10 protein-coding genes are annotated in these 16,172 nt (G+C 69.5%); 6 read left to right on the top strand and 4 right to left on the bottom strand.

All coding sequences use genetic code 11. From position 1 onward, the window contains the following. Nucleotides 1-612 carry a GTP cyclohydrolase I FolE gene (folE, locus tag AC5P7R_RS07680; RefSeq protein WP_288042052.1) on the bottom strand — a complete coding sequence of 204 codons (612 nt, stop codon included), beginning with the start codon at nucleotides 610-612 and terminating at the stop codon, nucleotides 1-3. Between the two features lie 587 nt (nucleotides 613-1,199). Between folE and AC5P7R_RS07675 the strand changes: the two genes are divergently transcribed. The 6 genes from AC5P7R_RS07675 (at nucleotide 1,200) to AC5P7R_RS07650 (ending at nucleotide 6,880) form a co-directional block, all read left to right on the top strand. Next, nucleotides 1,200-1,655, top strand: coding sequence for a MarR family winged helix-turn-helix transcriptional regulator (locus AC5P7R_RS07675; protein WP_012481667.1), 456 nt, complete (start codon nucleotides 1,200-1,202; stop codon nucleotides 1,653-1,655). Between the two features lie 108 nt (nucleotides 1,656-1,763). Then, nucleotides 1,764-1,973 (top strand): DUF1656 domain-containing protein, encoded by a 210-nt coding sequence (locus AC5P7R_RS07670; RefSeq protein ID WP_010487502.1) that lies wholly within the window; start codon nucleotides 1,764-1,766, stop codon nucleotides 1,971-1,973. Then, on the top strand, nucleotides 1,970-2,887 hold the full coding sequence (locus AC5P7R_RS07665) for an efflux RND transporter periplasmic adaptor subunit (RefSeq protein ID WP_180833052.1): 918 nt from the start codon (nucleotides 1,970-1,972) through the stop codon (nucleotides 2,885-2,887). Before AC5P7R_RS07670 ends, AC5P7R_RS07665 begins: the two co-directional genes overlap by 4 nt. Further along, nucleotides 2,884-4,344, top strand: a complete 1,461-nt coding sequence (locus AC5P7R_RS07660) for an efflux transporter outer membrane subunit (protein ID WP_495213818.1) — start codon at nucleotides 2,884-2,886, stop codon at nucleotides 4,342-4,344. Before AC5P7R_RS07665 ends, AC5P7R_RS07660 begins: the two co-directional genes overlap by 4 nt. 3 nt (nucleotides 4,345-4,347) lie before the next feature. Next, nucleotides 4,348-6,387: an FUSC family protein gene (locus AC5P7R_RS07655; protein WP_495213817.1), complete on the top strand. Its 2,040-nt coding sequence runs from the start codon at nucleotides 4,348-4,350 to the stop codon at nucleotides 6,385-6,387. Nucleotides 6,388-6,481: 94 nt separating this feature from the next. Continuing rightward, on the top strand, nucleotides 6,482-6,880 hold the full coding sequence (locus tag AC5P7R_RS07650; protein WP_134735988.1) for a hypothetical protein: 399 nt from the start codon (nucleotides 6,482-6,484) through the stop codon (nucleotides 6,878-6,880). A 311-nt stretch (nucleotides 6,881-7,191) separates the two neighbouring features. On the opposite strand, the gene recD is transcribed toward AC5P7R_RS07650, so the two are convergent. Genes recD through recC form a run of 3 tightly spaced genes read right to left on the bottom strand, consistent with a single transcriptional unit; the run spans nucleotide 7,192 to nucleotide 16,096 of the window. Further along, a complete protein-coding gene (recD, locus tag AC5P7R_RS07645) occupies nucleotides 7,192-9,075 on the bottom strand; it encodes an exodeoxyribonuclease V subunit alpha (RefSeq protein WP_495213816.1) in 1,884 nt (627 codons plus the stop codon). Beyond that, nucleotides 9,072-12,752, bottom strand: a complete 3,681-nt coding sequence (recB, locus tag AC5P7R_RS07640; protein WP_495213815.1) for an exodeoxyribonuclease V subunit beta — start codon at nucleotides 12,750-12,752, stop codon at nucleotides 9,072-9,074. Before recB ends, recD begins: the two co-directional genes overlap by 4 nt. Further along, entirely contained in the window at nucleotides 12,749-16,096 is a 3,348-nt protein-coding gene (recC, locus tag AC5P7R_RS07635) for an exodeoxyribonuclease V subunit gamma (RefSeq protein ID WP_478436122.1), read from the bottom strand. Before recC ends, recB begins: the two co-directional genes overlap by 4 nt. Nucleotides 16,097-16,172 lie beyond the last annotated feature (76 nt).

The following is a 16,172-nucleotide window of genomic DNA, read 5'->3' as shown; positions in this document are numbered from 1 at the left end:
TCAGCGCTTGCCGCCCACTTCGATGAAGCGCAGGAACTCGGCGCGGGTGCGCGCGTCGTCGCGGAAACTGCCCAGCATCTTGGAGGTGACCATGCTGACGCCGCGCTTGTGGATGCCGCGGGTGGTCATGCACTCGTGGGCGCCTTCGACGACCACGCCGACGCCGATCGGCTGCAGCACGTCCTGGATGCACTGGGCGATCTGCGCGGTCATCTTCTCCTGCACCTGGAAACGGCGGGCGTAGGCTTCGACGACGCGGGCCAGCTTGCTGATGCCCACCACCTTGCCGGCCGGCAGGTAGCCGACATGCACGCGGCCGATGATCGGCGCCATGTGGTGTTCGCAGTGGCTTTCGTACTCGATGTCACGCAGGACGATCAGTTCGTCGTAGCCGGCCACTTCCTCGAAGGTCCGCTCCATGTAGGCGCGCGGGTCGTCGCGGTAACCGCTGAACCAGTCGCCATAGGCTTCGGCGACACGGCGGGGGGTATCCAGCAGGCCTTCACGGGACGGGTCCTCACCGGCCCAGCGCAGCAGGGTGCGCACGGCATCCTCGGCCTGGACCTGGGTCACGTCGCCCTGCGGGGCGGCCTTTTCGTTGTTCTTGCTCATTGCGTACAGCGTCCCGAACGGGGGGCGAGCATCGTACCCGACCGGGGGGTGGGTCGTCCTGTTGGGACGGTTCATCGGGGGTGACGCGCGGCGCCGGACTGCTATCGGTTTGGAGCGGGAAGGGCGGCAGGGCAGGACACGCCGTAAACCCGTCCCTGGGGGCTCGGTCGGCGCATCCATGCGCCTCACGGTCCTGCCCTGCCGCCCTTCCCGCTCCCTGACGGTTTCCTGCGGGCGCGGCCGGACCGCCCGAAAGCGGGGTCAAAAGCGGGGGTTCATGGCTTCGGAAGCGGTGTGCCGCCCTGGTGGGTGCGGACCTTGGTCCGCACTGCTTTTGCCCTTAGAGCCAACCCACCGCGCTCACGGGATGTGGGGTGGGTGGCGGAGGACCGGGCGGGGCAGGGCCGTGAGGCGCATGGATGCGCCGATCGAGCTTACATGGACGTACTTGCAGCGTGCCCTGCCCCGTCCGGCCCTCCGCCACCCCAACCGATAACCAGCAGGCGCAACGCTTTCCTCAATACACCCCGCCCATTCAGAAAAACCCATTGATAGGAATGAAATTAGTAGTATCCTATCTATCTCTTATGGACCGACCTCTCGACGAGCGCACCGTGCTGCAGATGCAGCTCAGCTCCGGCCTGCTGTACGCAGGGCGGCAGTGGCAGCGCCTGGCCGACAGTCGGCTCGGCAGCTACGGCATCTCCACCGCCTGCACCATGCCCCTGCTGATGATCGGCCGCTCCGGCGGTGGCATCCGCCAGGTGGCGCTGGCCCAGCAGCTGGGCATGGAGGGTCCTTCCCTGGTGCGCCTGCTGGACAAGCTGTGCGCCAGCGACCTGGTCCGCCGCGAGAGCGACGCCAGCGACCGCCGCGCCAACCTGCTGTGGCTGACCGACGCGGGCCATGCGCTGGTCAGCGAGCTGGAAGACCAGTTGATCGGCCTGCGCCAGGACGTGTTCGGCGAGCTTTCCATGGATGAACTGCACGCCGTGCTGAAGGCATGGCGCCTGCTGGCCGAGGCCGCCGACCGCATCACGTAAGAGCGCTGCCCCCGAACACCGCCGCTGCCGTGCACACGCCAGCGGCTTTTGCCCGTTGCCGTTGTTCTGTTGTCCCTCCCCTCCCCCACCTCGCCCCCGCCCCTTCCGATGCCCGGTGAATTCAGTCTCCATGGAGTGTTCGTCCCGACCCTGCTCGGGTTGATGTTGTTGGCCTACCTGGTCAACAGCGGCCTGCACGCGCTGCTGCAGCGTGCCGGCGCCTATCGCCATGTATGGCACCCGGCGCTGTTCAACCTGGCGCTGTACGGGATCGTGCTTGGCCTGCTGTTCCACCTCCTGCGTTGGATGCAATCGTGAACAAGATCGTGAAGAAGACCCTGCCCATACTGCTGACCAGCGCAGCCGTGATCGTCGCCCTGCTGGTGCTGCGCCAGCTGTGGGTCTATTACATGGATGAGCCGTGGACCCGCGACGCCCATGTCGGTGCCGACGTGGTGCAGGTGGCACCGGACGTGTCCGGGCTGGTGGAAACGGTGAACGTGGCCGACAACCAGGCGGTGAAGAAGGGCGACGTGCTGTTCGTGATCGACCGCGCGCGCTACCGCATCGCGCTGGAACAGGCCAAGGCCAGCTTGGCCGAGCGCCAGGCCTCGGTGGCGCAGCTGCGCCGCGAAATCGGCCGTGACCGCAGCCTGCAGGATCTGGTCGCCGCCGAGGACGCCGAAGTGCGCCGCGCCAAGCTGCAGGCTGCACAGGCTGCGCTGGGCACCGCACAGGCGGCGGTGGACCTGGCCGAGCTCAACCTGGGCCGCACCGAGGTGCGCGCACCGGCCGATGGCCGGGTCAACGACCGCACCATGCGCGTGGGCGACTACGTGGTGGCCGGCAAGCCGGTGCTGGCGCTGCTGGACACCGGCTCGTTCCGCATCGACGGCTACTTCGAGGAAACCCGCCTGCGCGGCGTGGCCCCGGGGCAGCGCGTGGACATCCGCCTGATGGGCGAATCGGCGCCGCTGCGTGGCCATGTGGAGAGCATTGCTGCCGGCATCGAGGATCGCTACCGCAGCAATGGCAGCTCTCTGCTGCCGAACGTGACCCCGGCCTTCGACTGGGTGCGCCTGGCCCAGCGCATTCCGGTGCGCATCGCCATCGACGAGGTGCCCAAGGGCGTGGAACTGATTGCCGGCCGCACCGCGACGGTGACCGTGGACACCGGCCGTCACCCGCACAACGACAAGGCCGGCACCGCGCCGACACAGGCGGGCCTGTGAACGCCGCCCTGCCCCGTCTCGGCCTGATCGTCGCGCTGGCCAGCCTGGCCGCGTGCAGGACCGTTGGCCCCGACTATGCACTGCCGGAAGGCTCGGCCTTCAAGCGCCCGGAGGCCAATGCGGCCTTCATCGATACGCAGAACCCGCAGATTGCCGCCAACCAGGCGCTGCCCGACCGCTGGTGGTCGCTGTACAACGACCCGGTGCTGGATGGCCTGATCACCCAGGCGCTGCGAGACAACGTCGAACTGAAGGCCGCCGATGCGCACCTGCGCCGTGCGGCGGCGGTATACGAACAGGCGCTGGACGCCGGCGGCTTCGAGTACGAGGCCGAGGCCGGCGTCAGCCGCGCGCAGCTGTCGGCCGAATCGTTCCTGCAGGAGCACGAGCTGCCGGTGATCAACCTGGCCGATGGCAAGTTCGCGGTCAGCTACCAGTTCGACCTGTTCGGCAAGCTCAAGCGCGGCGCCGAAGCGGCGCGTGCCGACGAGCAGTCGGTGGCGGCGGCACGCGATCTGGCCCAGGTCAGTGTGGTCGCCCAGGTGGCCGACAGCTACCTGGAAATCTGCCATGCCAACCACGAACTGCACGTGGCCGAGCATTCGCTGCAGCTGCAACAGCGCAGCCGCACCGTTACCGAGCGCCTGATCGCGGCTGGCCGTGGCACGCCGCCGGAGCTGGCCCGCGCCAATGCCCAGGTGGCGCTGCTGGAAGCCGCGCTGCCGCCGCTGCATGCGCAGCGCTCGGCGGCCGCCTATTCGCTGGCCGCCCTGCTCGGGCAGACCCCGGGCCAGCTGCCAGCTGGCGTGATCGACTGTGCACACGCCCCCGGCCTGGCGCAGCCCCTGCCGGTCGGTGATGGCCGTGCGCTGCTGCAGCGCCGCCCGGACGTGCGCCAGGCCGAACGCAAGCTGGCCTCGGCCACCGCGCGCATTGGCGTGGCCACCGCCGAACTGTATCCGGACATCCGCCTGGGTGCCTCGGTGGGTGCCGCCGGCCTGCTGGAAGACTTCGGCACGCCGATGACCCAGCAGTGGTCGATCGGCCCGCTGATCTCATGGACGCTGCCGTCGTCCGGCACGCACGCACGCATCCACGCTGCCGAAGCCGGTGCCGACGCGGCGCTGGCCGAGTTCGACCACACGGTCCTGCAGGCGCTGCGCGAGACCCAGACCGCGCTGGACCGCTATGCGCAGGACCTGCGCCGGCTGCAGTCGTTGCGCATCGCGCAGGAGCAGGCCGCGCTGGCTGCCGAGCAGAACCGCCGGCTGTACCAGGGCGGCCGCACGCCGTACCTGTCCAGCCTGGATGCCGACCGCAGCCTGGCCACCAGCGATGCCACGCTGGCGGCCGCCGAAGCGCAGGTCGCGCGCGACCAGATCCATCTGTTCCTGGTGCTGGGCGGTGGCTGGCAGGCAAGCGCCACCGCGCCCAACGCCTCGACCGCAGCGAAGTAAGCCATGAACGCGCTGACCGACCGCCAGGCCTGGCTGTTCTCGATCAAGACCTACCTGGCCGCAGTGGCCGCGCTGTACATCGCCATGGCCGGCAACCTGTCGCGCCCGTACTGGGCGATGGGCACGGTGTACATCGTCAGCCAGCCGCTGCTGGGCCCGACCCGGGCCAAGGGCGTGTACCGCATCGTCGGCACCCTGGTGGCCGGCCTGGCCACCCTGCTGGTGCTGCCGGCACTGGTGGAAACGCCGCTGGTCCTGAGCGCGGCCATGTCGATCTGGCTGGCCGGCTGCCTGTTCATGGCCCTGCTCAACCGCGGCCCGCGCGGCTACGCGTTCCTGCTGGCCGGCTACACCACCGCCTTCATCGGCTTCCCCGCAGTGACCTCGCCGGAAACCATCTTCGACACGGTGGTGGCGCGCAGCGAGGAGATCATCCTCGGCACGGTGGTGGCGGTGCTGTTCGCCTCGCTGCTGTTCCCGGCCTCGGTGCGGCCGATGCTGCGCGCCCGCATCGGCAACTGGATGGAGGACGCCGCGCAGTGGTGCCGGCAGATCCTTGAACGTGGCCGCGCGCATGCGCCGCGCAACCGGCTGGCCGCCGACCTGGTGCAGTTCGAGGCACTGATCGAGTTCCTGCGCCGCGACGACCCGCGCCACGCCGGGTCTGCGGTGTCGATGGAGCGCCTGCGTGAGCGCATGCTGCTGCTGTTGCCGGTGCTGTCCTCGATTGCCGATCGGTTGAGCGCGCTGCGCAGCGGCGGCCAGGCCCTGCCCGAAGGGCTGCCGGCGCTGGTCGACGATATCCACGACTGGCTGGATGGGCCGACCAACGCCAGCGAATACGCCCGCCTGCGCGCGCGCATCAGCGCGCTGAAGCCGCAGGTGGACCGCGACCTGCAGCACCTGCAGCTGGCCAGCCTGCTGCTGCGCCTGGAGGAGCTGGTGGACCTGTGGCAGGACTGCCGCACCCTGCAGCACGCGATCGATCAGGGCACCGCGCCGCTGGACCGCGCGCACTATCGCATCCGCACCGAACGGGTGGCCGCCGACAGGCACGTCGACTACGGCATGGCACTGTTCTCCGCGCTCAGTGCCGGCGTGGCACTGATGAGCTACTGCGTACTGTGGATCGCGCTCGGTTGGGAGGGCGGTGGCAACGGCGCGATGATGGCGGCGGTGACTGCCGCATTCTTCGCCGCACAGGACGATCCGGCCCCCAGCATGGTGCAGTTCCTGGTGTGGGCGATGGTCGCCTCGGTGGTGGCCGGCGTGTACCTGTTCGGCGTGTTCCCGGCCGTGCACGACTTCGGCCTGCTGGCGCTGGTGCTGGCGGTGGCGTTCCTGCCGCTGGGGCTGATGCTGCACCACCCCAAGAGCGCGTTGTTCGCGCTGCCGCTGACAGTGAACCTGGCCGCGCTGCTGAGCCTGCAGAACACCTACAGCGCCAACATCCAGACCTTCCTCAACTCGTCCATCGCAATGTTCATCGGCATTGGCTTTGCGGTGGTGATGACCCGCCTGTTCCGTTCGGTGGGTGCCGAATGGACCGCGCGCCGGCTGGTGCGGCAGGGCTGGACCACGCTGGCCGAAGCCGCCGAAGGACGCGGCCAGCAGGATCGGCAGCGCTTCGCCGCACGCATGCTCGACCTGCTGGGCCTGCTCGCCCCGCGCCTGGCGGCGACGCCCGAGGGCAGTGACATCGCCTCGGTGGACATGCTCAACGAGGCGCGCATCGGCCTGAACATCCTGCAGCTGCGCCGTGCACGGCTGGAACTGCCCGAGCGCAGCCGTGAGGCGGTCGAGCACATTCTTGAAGAGATCGCCGTGCACTACCGCCGGCAGATCGCTGCGCGCAAACCGATTGTGGCGGCCGACGCATTGCGCGAGCGGTTGGATACCTCGCTGGGCCGGGTCGGCAGCGTGGGCGCCTGCAAGGCCCGCGACGAGGCGCTGATGGGCCTGATCGGCCTGCGCTTCGCGCTGTTCCCGGAGGCGAAGGCGTTGGCGCCGGGATGGGAAGGCGCCGAATCGCCGTCCGTGTAATGCGATCCGCCAGGCGCGGCCCGGCGCTACCATCGTGGTTCGGTAGCGCCGGGCCATGCCCGGCGGCCACTCGCAATCCCCACAGGACGGTTCAATGAGTTACGACATGATGGTGTTCGAGGCCAGCGCGGCCCCGCGCGAAGCGGCGGCCTTCATCGCCTGGTTCGAGAAGCAGACGCAGTGGAACGAGCGCCACGAGTACGACGACCCGGCGGTTAGCAGCCCGGCGCTGCAAGCGTGGTTTGCGGAGATGGCGCAGGACTTCCCGCCGTTGAACGGACCACTGAGCAACGACGATGACGACCGCGCCGAGGTGACCGAGTACAGCATCGGCCGGCAGGTGATCTACGGCGCGTTCGCCTACTCGGTGGCCGAGCGCGCGCACGGGCGGGTGCAGGACCTGGCCGAGAAGCACGGCGTGGGCTTCTTCGACGTGAGTTCGGATGAAGCGGCGATCGTGTTCCCGGATGGGTTGGTGCTGATGCCGGAGTAGGTTTGGCGGCAGGGCTGCACCCTGCACCTGCCGAATCAACGGCCACGGCAACGTCAAATGCGCGCTATCCGTGGGTAGGCGGGGTGGGTCCGGTTGAGGGGGACGCTGCAAGTACGTCCATGTAAGCTCGGTCGCCGCATCCATGCGGCTCACGCCCCCTCAACCGGACCCACCCCGCCTTCGACAGTTTCCTGCGATCTGCCGGCACGGCGTTCTGCTCTGGTGGGTGTCGACCTTGGTCGACACGGTAGATCCACGCCATGCGTGGATGAAGGTGCGCGTTGTGATTGGAGGAATTGGAAGGACTGAGGTCAGAACAGCTGGCCCTGCACCGTCGGTTCTTCGATCAGTGTCGATGGTGCTTCGATCACGTCTTCCGCACCCAAGCGCCAGGCCAGGCCACCCAATCGACTGGCGTGGCGTTTCAATGCGGCCTGCAGCACCTCTGCGCTGCCCGCCACATGCAGCACCTGGCGGGCACGGGTCAGGCCGGTGTAGACCAGCTCGCGCGACAGCACGCGGCTGTCCTGGCGTGGCAGCTGCAGCCACACTTCATCGAACTCCGAGCCCTGTGCCTTGTGCACGGTCATCGCAAAGGCGCTTTCATGCGCGGGCAGTGCGGCCGGGTGGAAGGCGCGTGGCTGCTCGACGTTGTCGCCCGGGAACCAGGCCACCATCGCGCCGCTGTCGTCGCGCAGGCAGATACCGATGTCGCCGTTGAACAGGCGATGCCGGTAGCTGTTCTCGGTAACCAGCAGCAGGCGGCCCTGGAAGTAGCCCGGGGTGTTGCCAGCCAGCAGCTGTTCGATGCGGCTGTTGAGCCCGCGCGCACCCTGCGGGCCTTCGCGCAACGCGGTCAGCACGCGCAGGCGCCCGGCCTGCTGCAGGGCAAGCGCTGGATCGGCCGCGTCTGCCAGTGCACGCCAGTGGCCCAGCAGGTGCTCGCGCTGGCCGCGCAATGGATCGGCCTCGCCTTCGTGGAAATGCACGCCTGCCAGCGACCCACCGCGCAGCAGCTGCAATGCGGTGCTGCTGTCGCCTTCGCGCACGGCATGCGCCAGCGGTGCCAGATCCAGCGCATCGCTTTGCCGGTAACCGCGTTGCAGCTGCACGCGGCGGCCGGCGAAGGCGCGCGGCGCGGCCTGCGGCTGCAACGTGGCCGGCGCCAACAGACCCTGCAGTGCCTGCGCGTCATCGGCGCGGGTGCCGATGCCATCACCGCTGGCGCGCAGGATCGCGCTGAGTACGTCGCCGGCTTCCACCGACGGCAGCTGGTCCGGGTCGCCGAGCAGGATCAGCCGCGTGCCGCTGGCGATCGCGTCAACCAGCTTGGCCATCATCGGCAGATCGATCATCGACGCTTCGTCGACCACCACCACATCCACCGGCAGTGGATTATCAGCGTGGTGGCGGAAGCGCGGTGAATCGGGAATCACGCCGAGCAGGCGATGCAGGGTGGTGCCGGTACTGGGCAGTGCCGCGCACAGCGCCGGGTCCACGCCGTGCTCCTGCAGGCGCTGCACGGCCAGCCGCAGGCTCTCGGCCATGCGCTCGGCAGCGCGACCGGTCGGCGCGGCCAACGCCACCTCGGGCAGCGGCTGGCCGGCATGCCGGGCCTGCGCCGCCAGCAGCAGCAACAGGCGCGCGATGGTAGTGGTCTTGCCGGTGCCGGGGCCGCCGGTGACCAGTGCCAGCGGATGGCGCAGGGTCACGCCGGCTGCGCGTGCCTGGTGGTCCTCGCCGCCCAATGCCTGCGGGAACAGCTGCGCGAACAGCGGTGCCAGCGCGGCCATGTCCGGCGGCGGCAGCGGATGCCGGCCGATGCGCTGCAGCCCGGCCGCCAGCTGCCGCTCGTACTCGCGGTAGCGGCGCAGGTAGAGCAGGCCGTTTTCCAGCACCAGCGGCGCGTCCTCGGCGATGGCATCGGCCTGCTCCGGCGTCGCCACCCACGGCGATGCACGCAGCTGTGCCAGCCAGTCGTGCGCGGCAGGCCACTCGGGCACGCCGTCCAGCAACCGCTGCGGCTGAGCCGGATCAAACCCGGCGTGGCCCTGCGACACCGCCAGCGAGGCCAGCGCCGCCGCCAGCGCCACGCTCTCGGGCGTGTCGTCGCGCAGCCGCTGCAGGCTGGTCGCCAACGCGTGATCAAGGGTGCGCAGCTGGCCCTTCTGATGCAGTTCCTTCAGCAGGCTCATGCGCTGGCTCCACGGGCACGTGCGGCCAGTTCGGCCTGGGCCTGCTCGCCACCGGCAAACAACGCATCCAGTGCATCCACCAACGCCAGCGGGAAACGGTCCACATGCACGCCATTGCCGGTGCCATCCAGGCCGCGGCAGAACAGGTAGCGGATGCCGCCCATGTCGCGCTCGTAGTCGTAGGCCGCGCCCAGGCGGAAGCGCAGCCAGCGATGCAGGGCCACGGTGTAGATCAGCGCCTGCAGGTCGTATTCGCTGTGGCGCATGGCAATGGCCAGCAGGTCCGGGCTGTAGCCGGGCAGGCGGTTGGATTTGTAGTCGAGCACGTACCAGCGCCCGTCGCGCACGTAGGTCAGGTCGATCATGCCGGTCATCAGCCCTTCCAGGCGGCGGCGCTGGCCGAAGCCGCGCCGGCCACTGGAAATGCCGTGCGCATGCAGCACCTGCAGCAGGGCCGGCACCGTGGTTGGTTCGATGGCGAAATGGAAGTCGATTTCGGCGCGGCGCTCGCCTTCTCCCAGGCTGTGCAGCGCGCCGCCTTCGGGCAGCGGCACGGTCAGGGTGTGGCCAACCAGCGGCACCAGCACCGCCACGCCGTCGTCCAGGTCGACGTCGGCATAGCCTTCGTCGTGCAGCGCCTTGCGCAGTACCTCGGCCTGCCCCTCGGGCGCTTCCAGGCCCGGCTGCCAGTCAGCCCATGCAGCAAAGTCGACGTTCTCCATTGCCTCATGCAGCACGTTGCCGAAGCGACTGCCCATGAAGCGCGGATCGAGCGGGGCGTTGTCCTCGGCGGCCGCGGTGGGTTCAGGCAGCGCCGGTTCCAATGGCAGTTCCGGGCCGGCCGGTTCGTCGGCGGCCGGTGCCGGCAGCTCGGTGGCGGCCGCTTCGATATCGCTGCCAACGCCTGCATCTGCGTGGGCCAGCTGGGTAAAGCTGTACACCCACCAGTCGTGCGGCACGCGCCGGGTCAGTGCACGCACGGCTGGAAGCTCACCTTCCACTTCGGCCGCCAGCTGCGGCAGCGTGGCCGGTGCATCACTGTCATCGATGTGCACATCGGCGAGCGCGCGCAGCGCCTGCAGGTCACCCAGCAGCGGCGCCAGGCGCGTCTTGCCGAGCCCGGCCAGATCACCCACGGCGATCCACAGCGCATGCTCGGCGCGGGTCAGTCCCACATACAGCAGGCGCGCATCCTCGGCGCGCTGCTCGCGTTCGCGCTGCGCGGTGGCCGCTTCCCAGGCCTCGTCCTTGTCCAGCTTCCAGTGCAGCTGGCGCTGGCCGCCCACATGCACCGTGCAGTGCGAGGCCGTGTTCGGTGCGCCGCCGTCGATGCCGACGAAGGGCAGGAACACCAGCGGATACTCCAGGCCCTTGCTCTTGTGCAGGGTGATGATCTGCACGCGGCGCGCATCCGATTCCAGGCGCAGCAGCTGCTGCTCGTCATCCTGGTCGGCGCTGGCCATCTGCCCCTGCAGCCAGTCCAGCAGGCCATGCATGCCCAGCGCCTGCGCCGAGGCCTCCTGCAGCAGTTCACCCAGCTGCAGGTAATTGGTCAGGCGGCGCTCGCCATCGATCAGCGCCAGCAGGCGCTCGCCCTGCGCGGCACAGACATCGGCGATCACCGCGAACGGCCCGCCGCGCTGCCAGCGCTCTCGCCAGTGCAGCAGCTGCGCCTGGAACCCGCGTTGCAGGTCGCCGTCGCGTTCCATCGCCGCAATCGCACTGGCGCGCTGGCCGAGCAGTACCGTGGCCAGCGCTGCGCGCAGGCGGCCCTCGTCGGCCGGTTGCAGCAGTGCCAGCAGCAGCGCACGCAGATCACGCGCTTCAGGCGTGGAAAACAGGCTCTGTTTGCCGGCTGCCACTGCCGGAATGCCGACCGCGGCCAGTGCGCGCTGCACCAGGGTGGCCTCGCGATGCGAGCGCACCAGCACCGCGATGTCACCGGGCTGCACCGGGCGCCCACGCAACACGGCATTGCCCGCACGCGCCTCGACCAGGATCTGGTGAATCGCGGCCACGCAGGCCTGGGTCGCCGCATCGCGCGAGGCATCGGCGCTCATCGCCTTGTCACCGCCACTGCGCAGCACGCGCAGGGTGAGCGCCGCGGCGGCATGGCCGTCGCGCTGGTAGTCCGCATCGCTGCGCACGCCACCGGGCCGCACCGGCTCGAACTGGATGTCGCGTTCGAGGAAGGCGTCTTCGCCAGCGTTGTCGTACAGCGCCTGCAGCGCGCGCAGCACAGCGGGTCGCGAGCGGAAGTTCTGGTCCAGTACCGGCGCCTGCTGCGCCACCTGCTTGGCCTTCAGGTAAGTGTGGATATCACCGCCGCGGAAACCGTAGATCGCCTGCTTGGGGTCGCCGATCAGGAACAACGCCGGTGCCAGGTCCAGCTCGCGCACCTCCGGCGAATCACCGAACACGGTGTGGAAGATGCCCCACTGGCGATCATCGGTATCCTGGAACTCATCAACCAGCGCGATGCGGTACTGCGCGCGCAGCTGCCTGACCAGCGTCAGTCGCTGCGGGCCTTCCAGGGCGAGCGCTACGCCATCGATCAGATCGTCGTAGGTCTGCACCCGGCGGATGCGCTTCAGTGCCTGCAGCCGCTGCGTGGCGTCGGCGCGAAGCGCGTGCAGGAAATTCAATGCGGTGGCACGCAACCAGGCATCGCGTTCGGCCAGCAGCACGACATAGCGCGCCAACGGTGCCTGCAATGGCGACGACGGCGTGCGCTCGGCGAATTTCTTGTTGGTCTTGGCGGCCAACGCCTCCGGCAGCAGCGCCGGCAGGCGTTCGCTGATCAGCAGCTCGCGCGGGTCGGCGCGCTCGGCCCAGGCCAGCAGCTGCCGGCCCAGCGGATGCAGCCAGCCCAGCTTGTAGGACACGCCGTTGAGCCACTTGTTGTCGACGGCATCGCACAGGTCGATGAAGAACTGCTCGCCATGCTCGCGCAACGCCTGCTGCAGTTCGGCGGCGGTGGCCTGCAATGCTGGGTGTGGATCGGCCAGCGCCACCGGCCGTGGCAACGGGTGCAGAGGCGGCGTAGCCAGCAACGCGCGCAGATCGGCCGCCAGCGCATCCGGGTTGGACCACAGCCAGGTCAGCGGCTCCAGCGTGGCCGGGTCGTTGGCATGCACGCGCCACAGATCGGCCGCGAGCTCCTCCAGCAGCTCACGGTCGCTGGCCAGCAGTTCCGGCGGATCAAAGGTGTGGCCGCTTTCCAGCGCATGCTCGCGCAGCACGCGGGTGCAGAAGCCGTGGATGGTGAAGATGGACGCCAGGTCGATCTCGTCTGCGGCCACCTGCAGGCGGCGTTTCAGTGCGGCGGCGCTCTCGGTGCCGCCCTGCAGATGGCGCTGCAGCACGTCGCGGGTCAATCGCACCTCCGGTGCTTCACCGTCGGCCGCTTCCAGGTCGACCAGGCGCGCGGCCAGCGCCAGGCGCTCGCGGATGCGCTTGCGCAGTTCCTGGGTGGCGGCATCGGTGAAGGTCACTGCCAGGATCTGGCCGATGCGCAGGCCCTGCTCCACCACCAGGCGGGTGAACAGCGTGGCCAGGGTGAAGGTCTTACCGGTGCCGGCGCTGGCTTCGATGAGGCGGATGCCGTCCAGCGGCAGGGCCAGGTAGGGATCACGGCTGAGGGATTCGATGCCGTCTTCGGCGATGGCGGTGTTCATGCGTTGCCCTCCTGGCGTGCTTCGGCGCCGAGAGCGCGGCCTTCGCGCACCGCGCTGAAGACCACCTGGCTGTTGCGCAGCAGGTCGGCATAGCCGGCGTCGGTGGCAAATGGATCGGCACCCCGCAGCAGCAGCTGCCAGGCGTCGCTGCTGGATTCACCCCAGCTGCGGTCGCTGCCGTGCCACTGCTTCCAACCTTCGCTGCGCTGCTTTTCTGCCGGCGCGTTGTACAGCACCCAGCCGGTGTACGGGGCAAAGCGCAGCGGCTCGCGCAGGCCACGCTGGCGCAGCTGCAGCAGCGCACGCAGCGCCGCACGTGCAGCGGGAACGCTCAGTGCCGGCAGTACATGCGGGCCGGGACCGGCGTCGCCACCATCATGGAACTGCACAAGCGGCAGCGCATCGCCCGCCGCGTTCGCCAGCAGCCAGTCCAGGCCGTGGCGGATCACTGCATTGCCATTGAGTGTGCCGGCACGCAGGCGCACCAGCCCTTCGGGATGCCGATCGGCCACGCGGCCATGCAGGCGCACGCCATCGACGTCCACTTCGTAGCGACGGCTTTCCAGTGGTTCGCCCTGCATCCAGCCCAGCAGCGCACTGGCATACGGGCGTGTCTTCAACTGCTCTACCTCGAACTGGCGCTCGCCCAATGGACCCGACGGCAGCAGGCCACGCGCGCGCAGCCGCGGGTACAACGGCTCGGCATCGCCGCTGAGCGTGGCGCGTACCACCGCCGCCTGCACGCTGCGCTTTTCCGGCCCGCGCGCGGACAGCACCAGCGGTTCCAGGTCATCCACCTCCTCCACCTCGTCGGCCAGGCGCAGGCCCAGCGACTGAGCGAGGAACTGCCCGGCCGGGTCGCACAGGAAACGACGCAGGGTATCGAGTGCGACCTCGTCTTCCACCGCATCGTCGAGCGGCGGCGGCAACGGTGCATCGAACCACGGCTGCAGGTCGCCCCGCTGGCCGCTGAGGCGCCCGGCAGCCGGATGCCACTGGCGGCGATAGCTGAAGCGACGTGGATCGCCATCGCCGAAAGCAGCCGGTGAGAACGGCTGCAGTGCGTGGCGCACGGTGAAATCGCGGACCGCCGCCGGCGGATCGAGGTGATACGCGGCGGCGGCATCGATCAGTTCACTGACCAGCACCGACGGCTCACGTACGCTGCCATCGCGCGGATCGGCGCCGAGATAGCTGAGATAGAACACCTCCTGCGCGGCGGCGAACAGCTGCAGGAACAGGAAGCGGTCATCCTCGCGGGTGGAGCGGTCGCCAGGACGGCGGCGCGGCGTATCCAGCTCGGCGGTGAGCTGGTTGAGGCCCGCGGCCGGGTCCCGGCGCGGGAAATCGCCATCGTTGAGGCCGAGCACGCAGATCACCCGGAACGGCAGCAGCCGCATCGGCACCATGCGGCCGAAGCTGATGCCACCGGTCAGCAGCGGTGCGCGCGTATCGGCCTCCCCCAGTACGCCGGCGAAGTGCGAACGCACCACCTCCGGCGGCACGCCGTCTTCGAAACCGGCCTTGGCGGCATCGTCGGCGAACTGGTTGAGCAGCTTGCGCAGGCGCTCCAGCGCGCGCTGGCTGTTGGGTGAACCGGGCGCGGTGGGCAGCAGTGCATCCAGCAGCGACAGCAGGCGTTGCCGCCACTGCGCCGGTGTCAGCAGCTCGCCGAGGCGTCGCTGGTAGACCGCCAGCACGCGCAGCAGGCGCAGCAACCGGTCCAGCGCGTCCAGCGCGCCGCCTTCCAGTTCGATCCACGGCGCCACGCCGGCCACGTCGGCCTCGCTGCCGGTGGCATGGCCGAGTACCAGGCGATCCAGCGCGAACTGCCAGGTGTAGGCGTCGTCGGCCGGTGCCTGGTGCTGGTTGCGGTGTCTTGCGTCCAGGCCCCAGCGTGCGCCGGCCTGCTGCAGCCAGCCATGCAGGCGGTCGAAGTCCACCGCTTCCAGCCCGGCCGCTTCGGCCAGCGGCGCGCTGGCCAGCAGGTCCAGCACTTCGTTCAGGCCAAAGCGCGAGACCGGCAGGCCCAGCAGATGCACGAACACATCGGCCAGCGGCTCGCCCGCCAGCGGACTGCTGTCGGCCAGGGCATACGGAATGTGTTCCTCCTCGCCGCCGCGACCGCCGAACACCGCTTCCAGGTACGGCACATAGGGATCGATGTCCGGCGCCAGCACCGCGATCTCGCGCGCCTGCAGCGGCGGGTCGAAGCGCGGGTCCTGCAGCAGGCTGCGCAGCTGGTCGTGCAGTACCTGCAACTCACGCAGGCGGGTGTGGCAGGCGTGTACCTGCAGGCTGGGGTCGTCGCTGCGCAGGCCGTCGCGCAGTTCACCCGAGGGCAGCGCGCGACGGTGGAACAGGTCACGCTGCAGGCGATGCAGCAGGCTGTCGGACAGGCCACCTTCGTCCAGGCTTGGCCCGGTGTCCTCCTCCGGATCGGAATAGGCGGCGATTTCGCCGGCCGGATGCACCACCTCGTAACTGCCCAGCACCGCCATGAAGTCGCGCCCGGCCGCACCCCACGCTTCCAGCAGCCGGTTCTCGCCGGCCGCTTCACCGAAGGGATCCGGTGCGCCACTGCGCAGGCGCTCGGCCAGCGTCTGCAGATCTCCCCAGTACGACTGCACCGGGGTGGGCATGTAGAAGTGCAGCTCGCCCACCCGGGCCTGGGTGGCCATCACCCGCAGCACGTCGGGCGAGATGTTGAGCGTCGCGAACGCGGACATGCGCGGCGGCAGGCCTTGCGGCAGCGGCTGGCCGGCGCCTTCGAAGCGGTCCAGGTACTCCTGGATGCGGCGGGCGCGGTAGTCGTGGCCCCGGGTGATGGTGCGCCACAGGATTGCCTGCGGATCGGCCGGATCGGCCCCCGCCGCCCAGCGCAGCAGCCAGTCACGCCGCCAGGCCTGGTACTTCTCGAACACCGAGGCCAGCTCGCCGGCCAGCGCCCACGGCTTCAGAGCATCATCGCCGGCAAGATACGACTGCAGCGCGCGCATCGGTGGCTGCGCCAGCAGCGACGGATCGCGCAGCGCCTGGTACAGCTTCCAGTGCAGGCCGGCGGCGTCCAGATCGTCCTGCTCACCGCTGACGTTGGCCTTCAGCGCGCGCGCCACGAACTCGCCGGGGGTCAGGAACTCGAGGTTGGCGGCGACGCCGAATTCCGCGGCCAGTGTCGCCTGCAGCCAGCGCCGCATCGCCACCTGCGGGATCAGCACCACTTCCGGCGCCAGCAGCGGCTGGCCCTGCACCGGCACACGCACGTTGCGCGCCAGCAGCGCGGCCAGCACGTCCAGGGAATTGGAATGGTAGAGGCGGAAATCGCTGCCCGGGTCACTCATCATGCACAGTGTGCAGCACGGCAGGCAGTATTCAATGGTTGGCCCGCCAGCGGTACGGATTGTTCCGGCTCGCCGGCCG

The organism is Stenotrophomonas sp. YJH_SMC_27, assembly GCF_059369815.1.
This window is presented reverse-complemented; position numbering and strand designations above follow the sequence as displayed.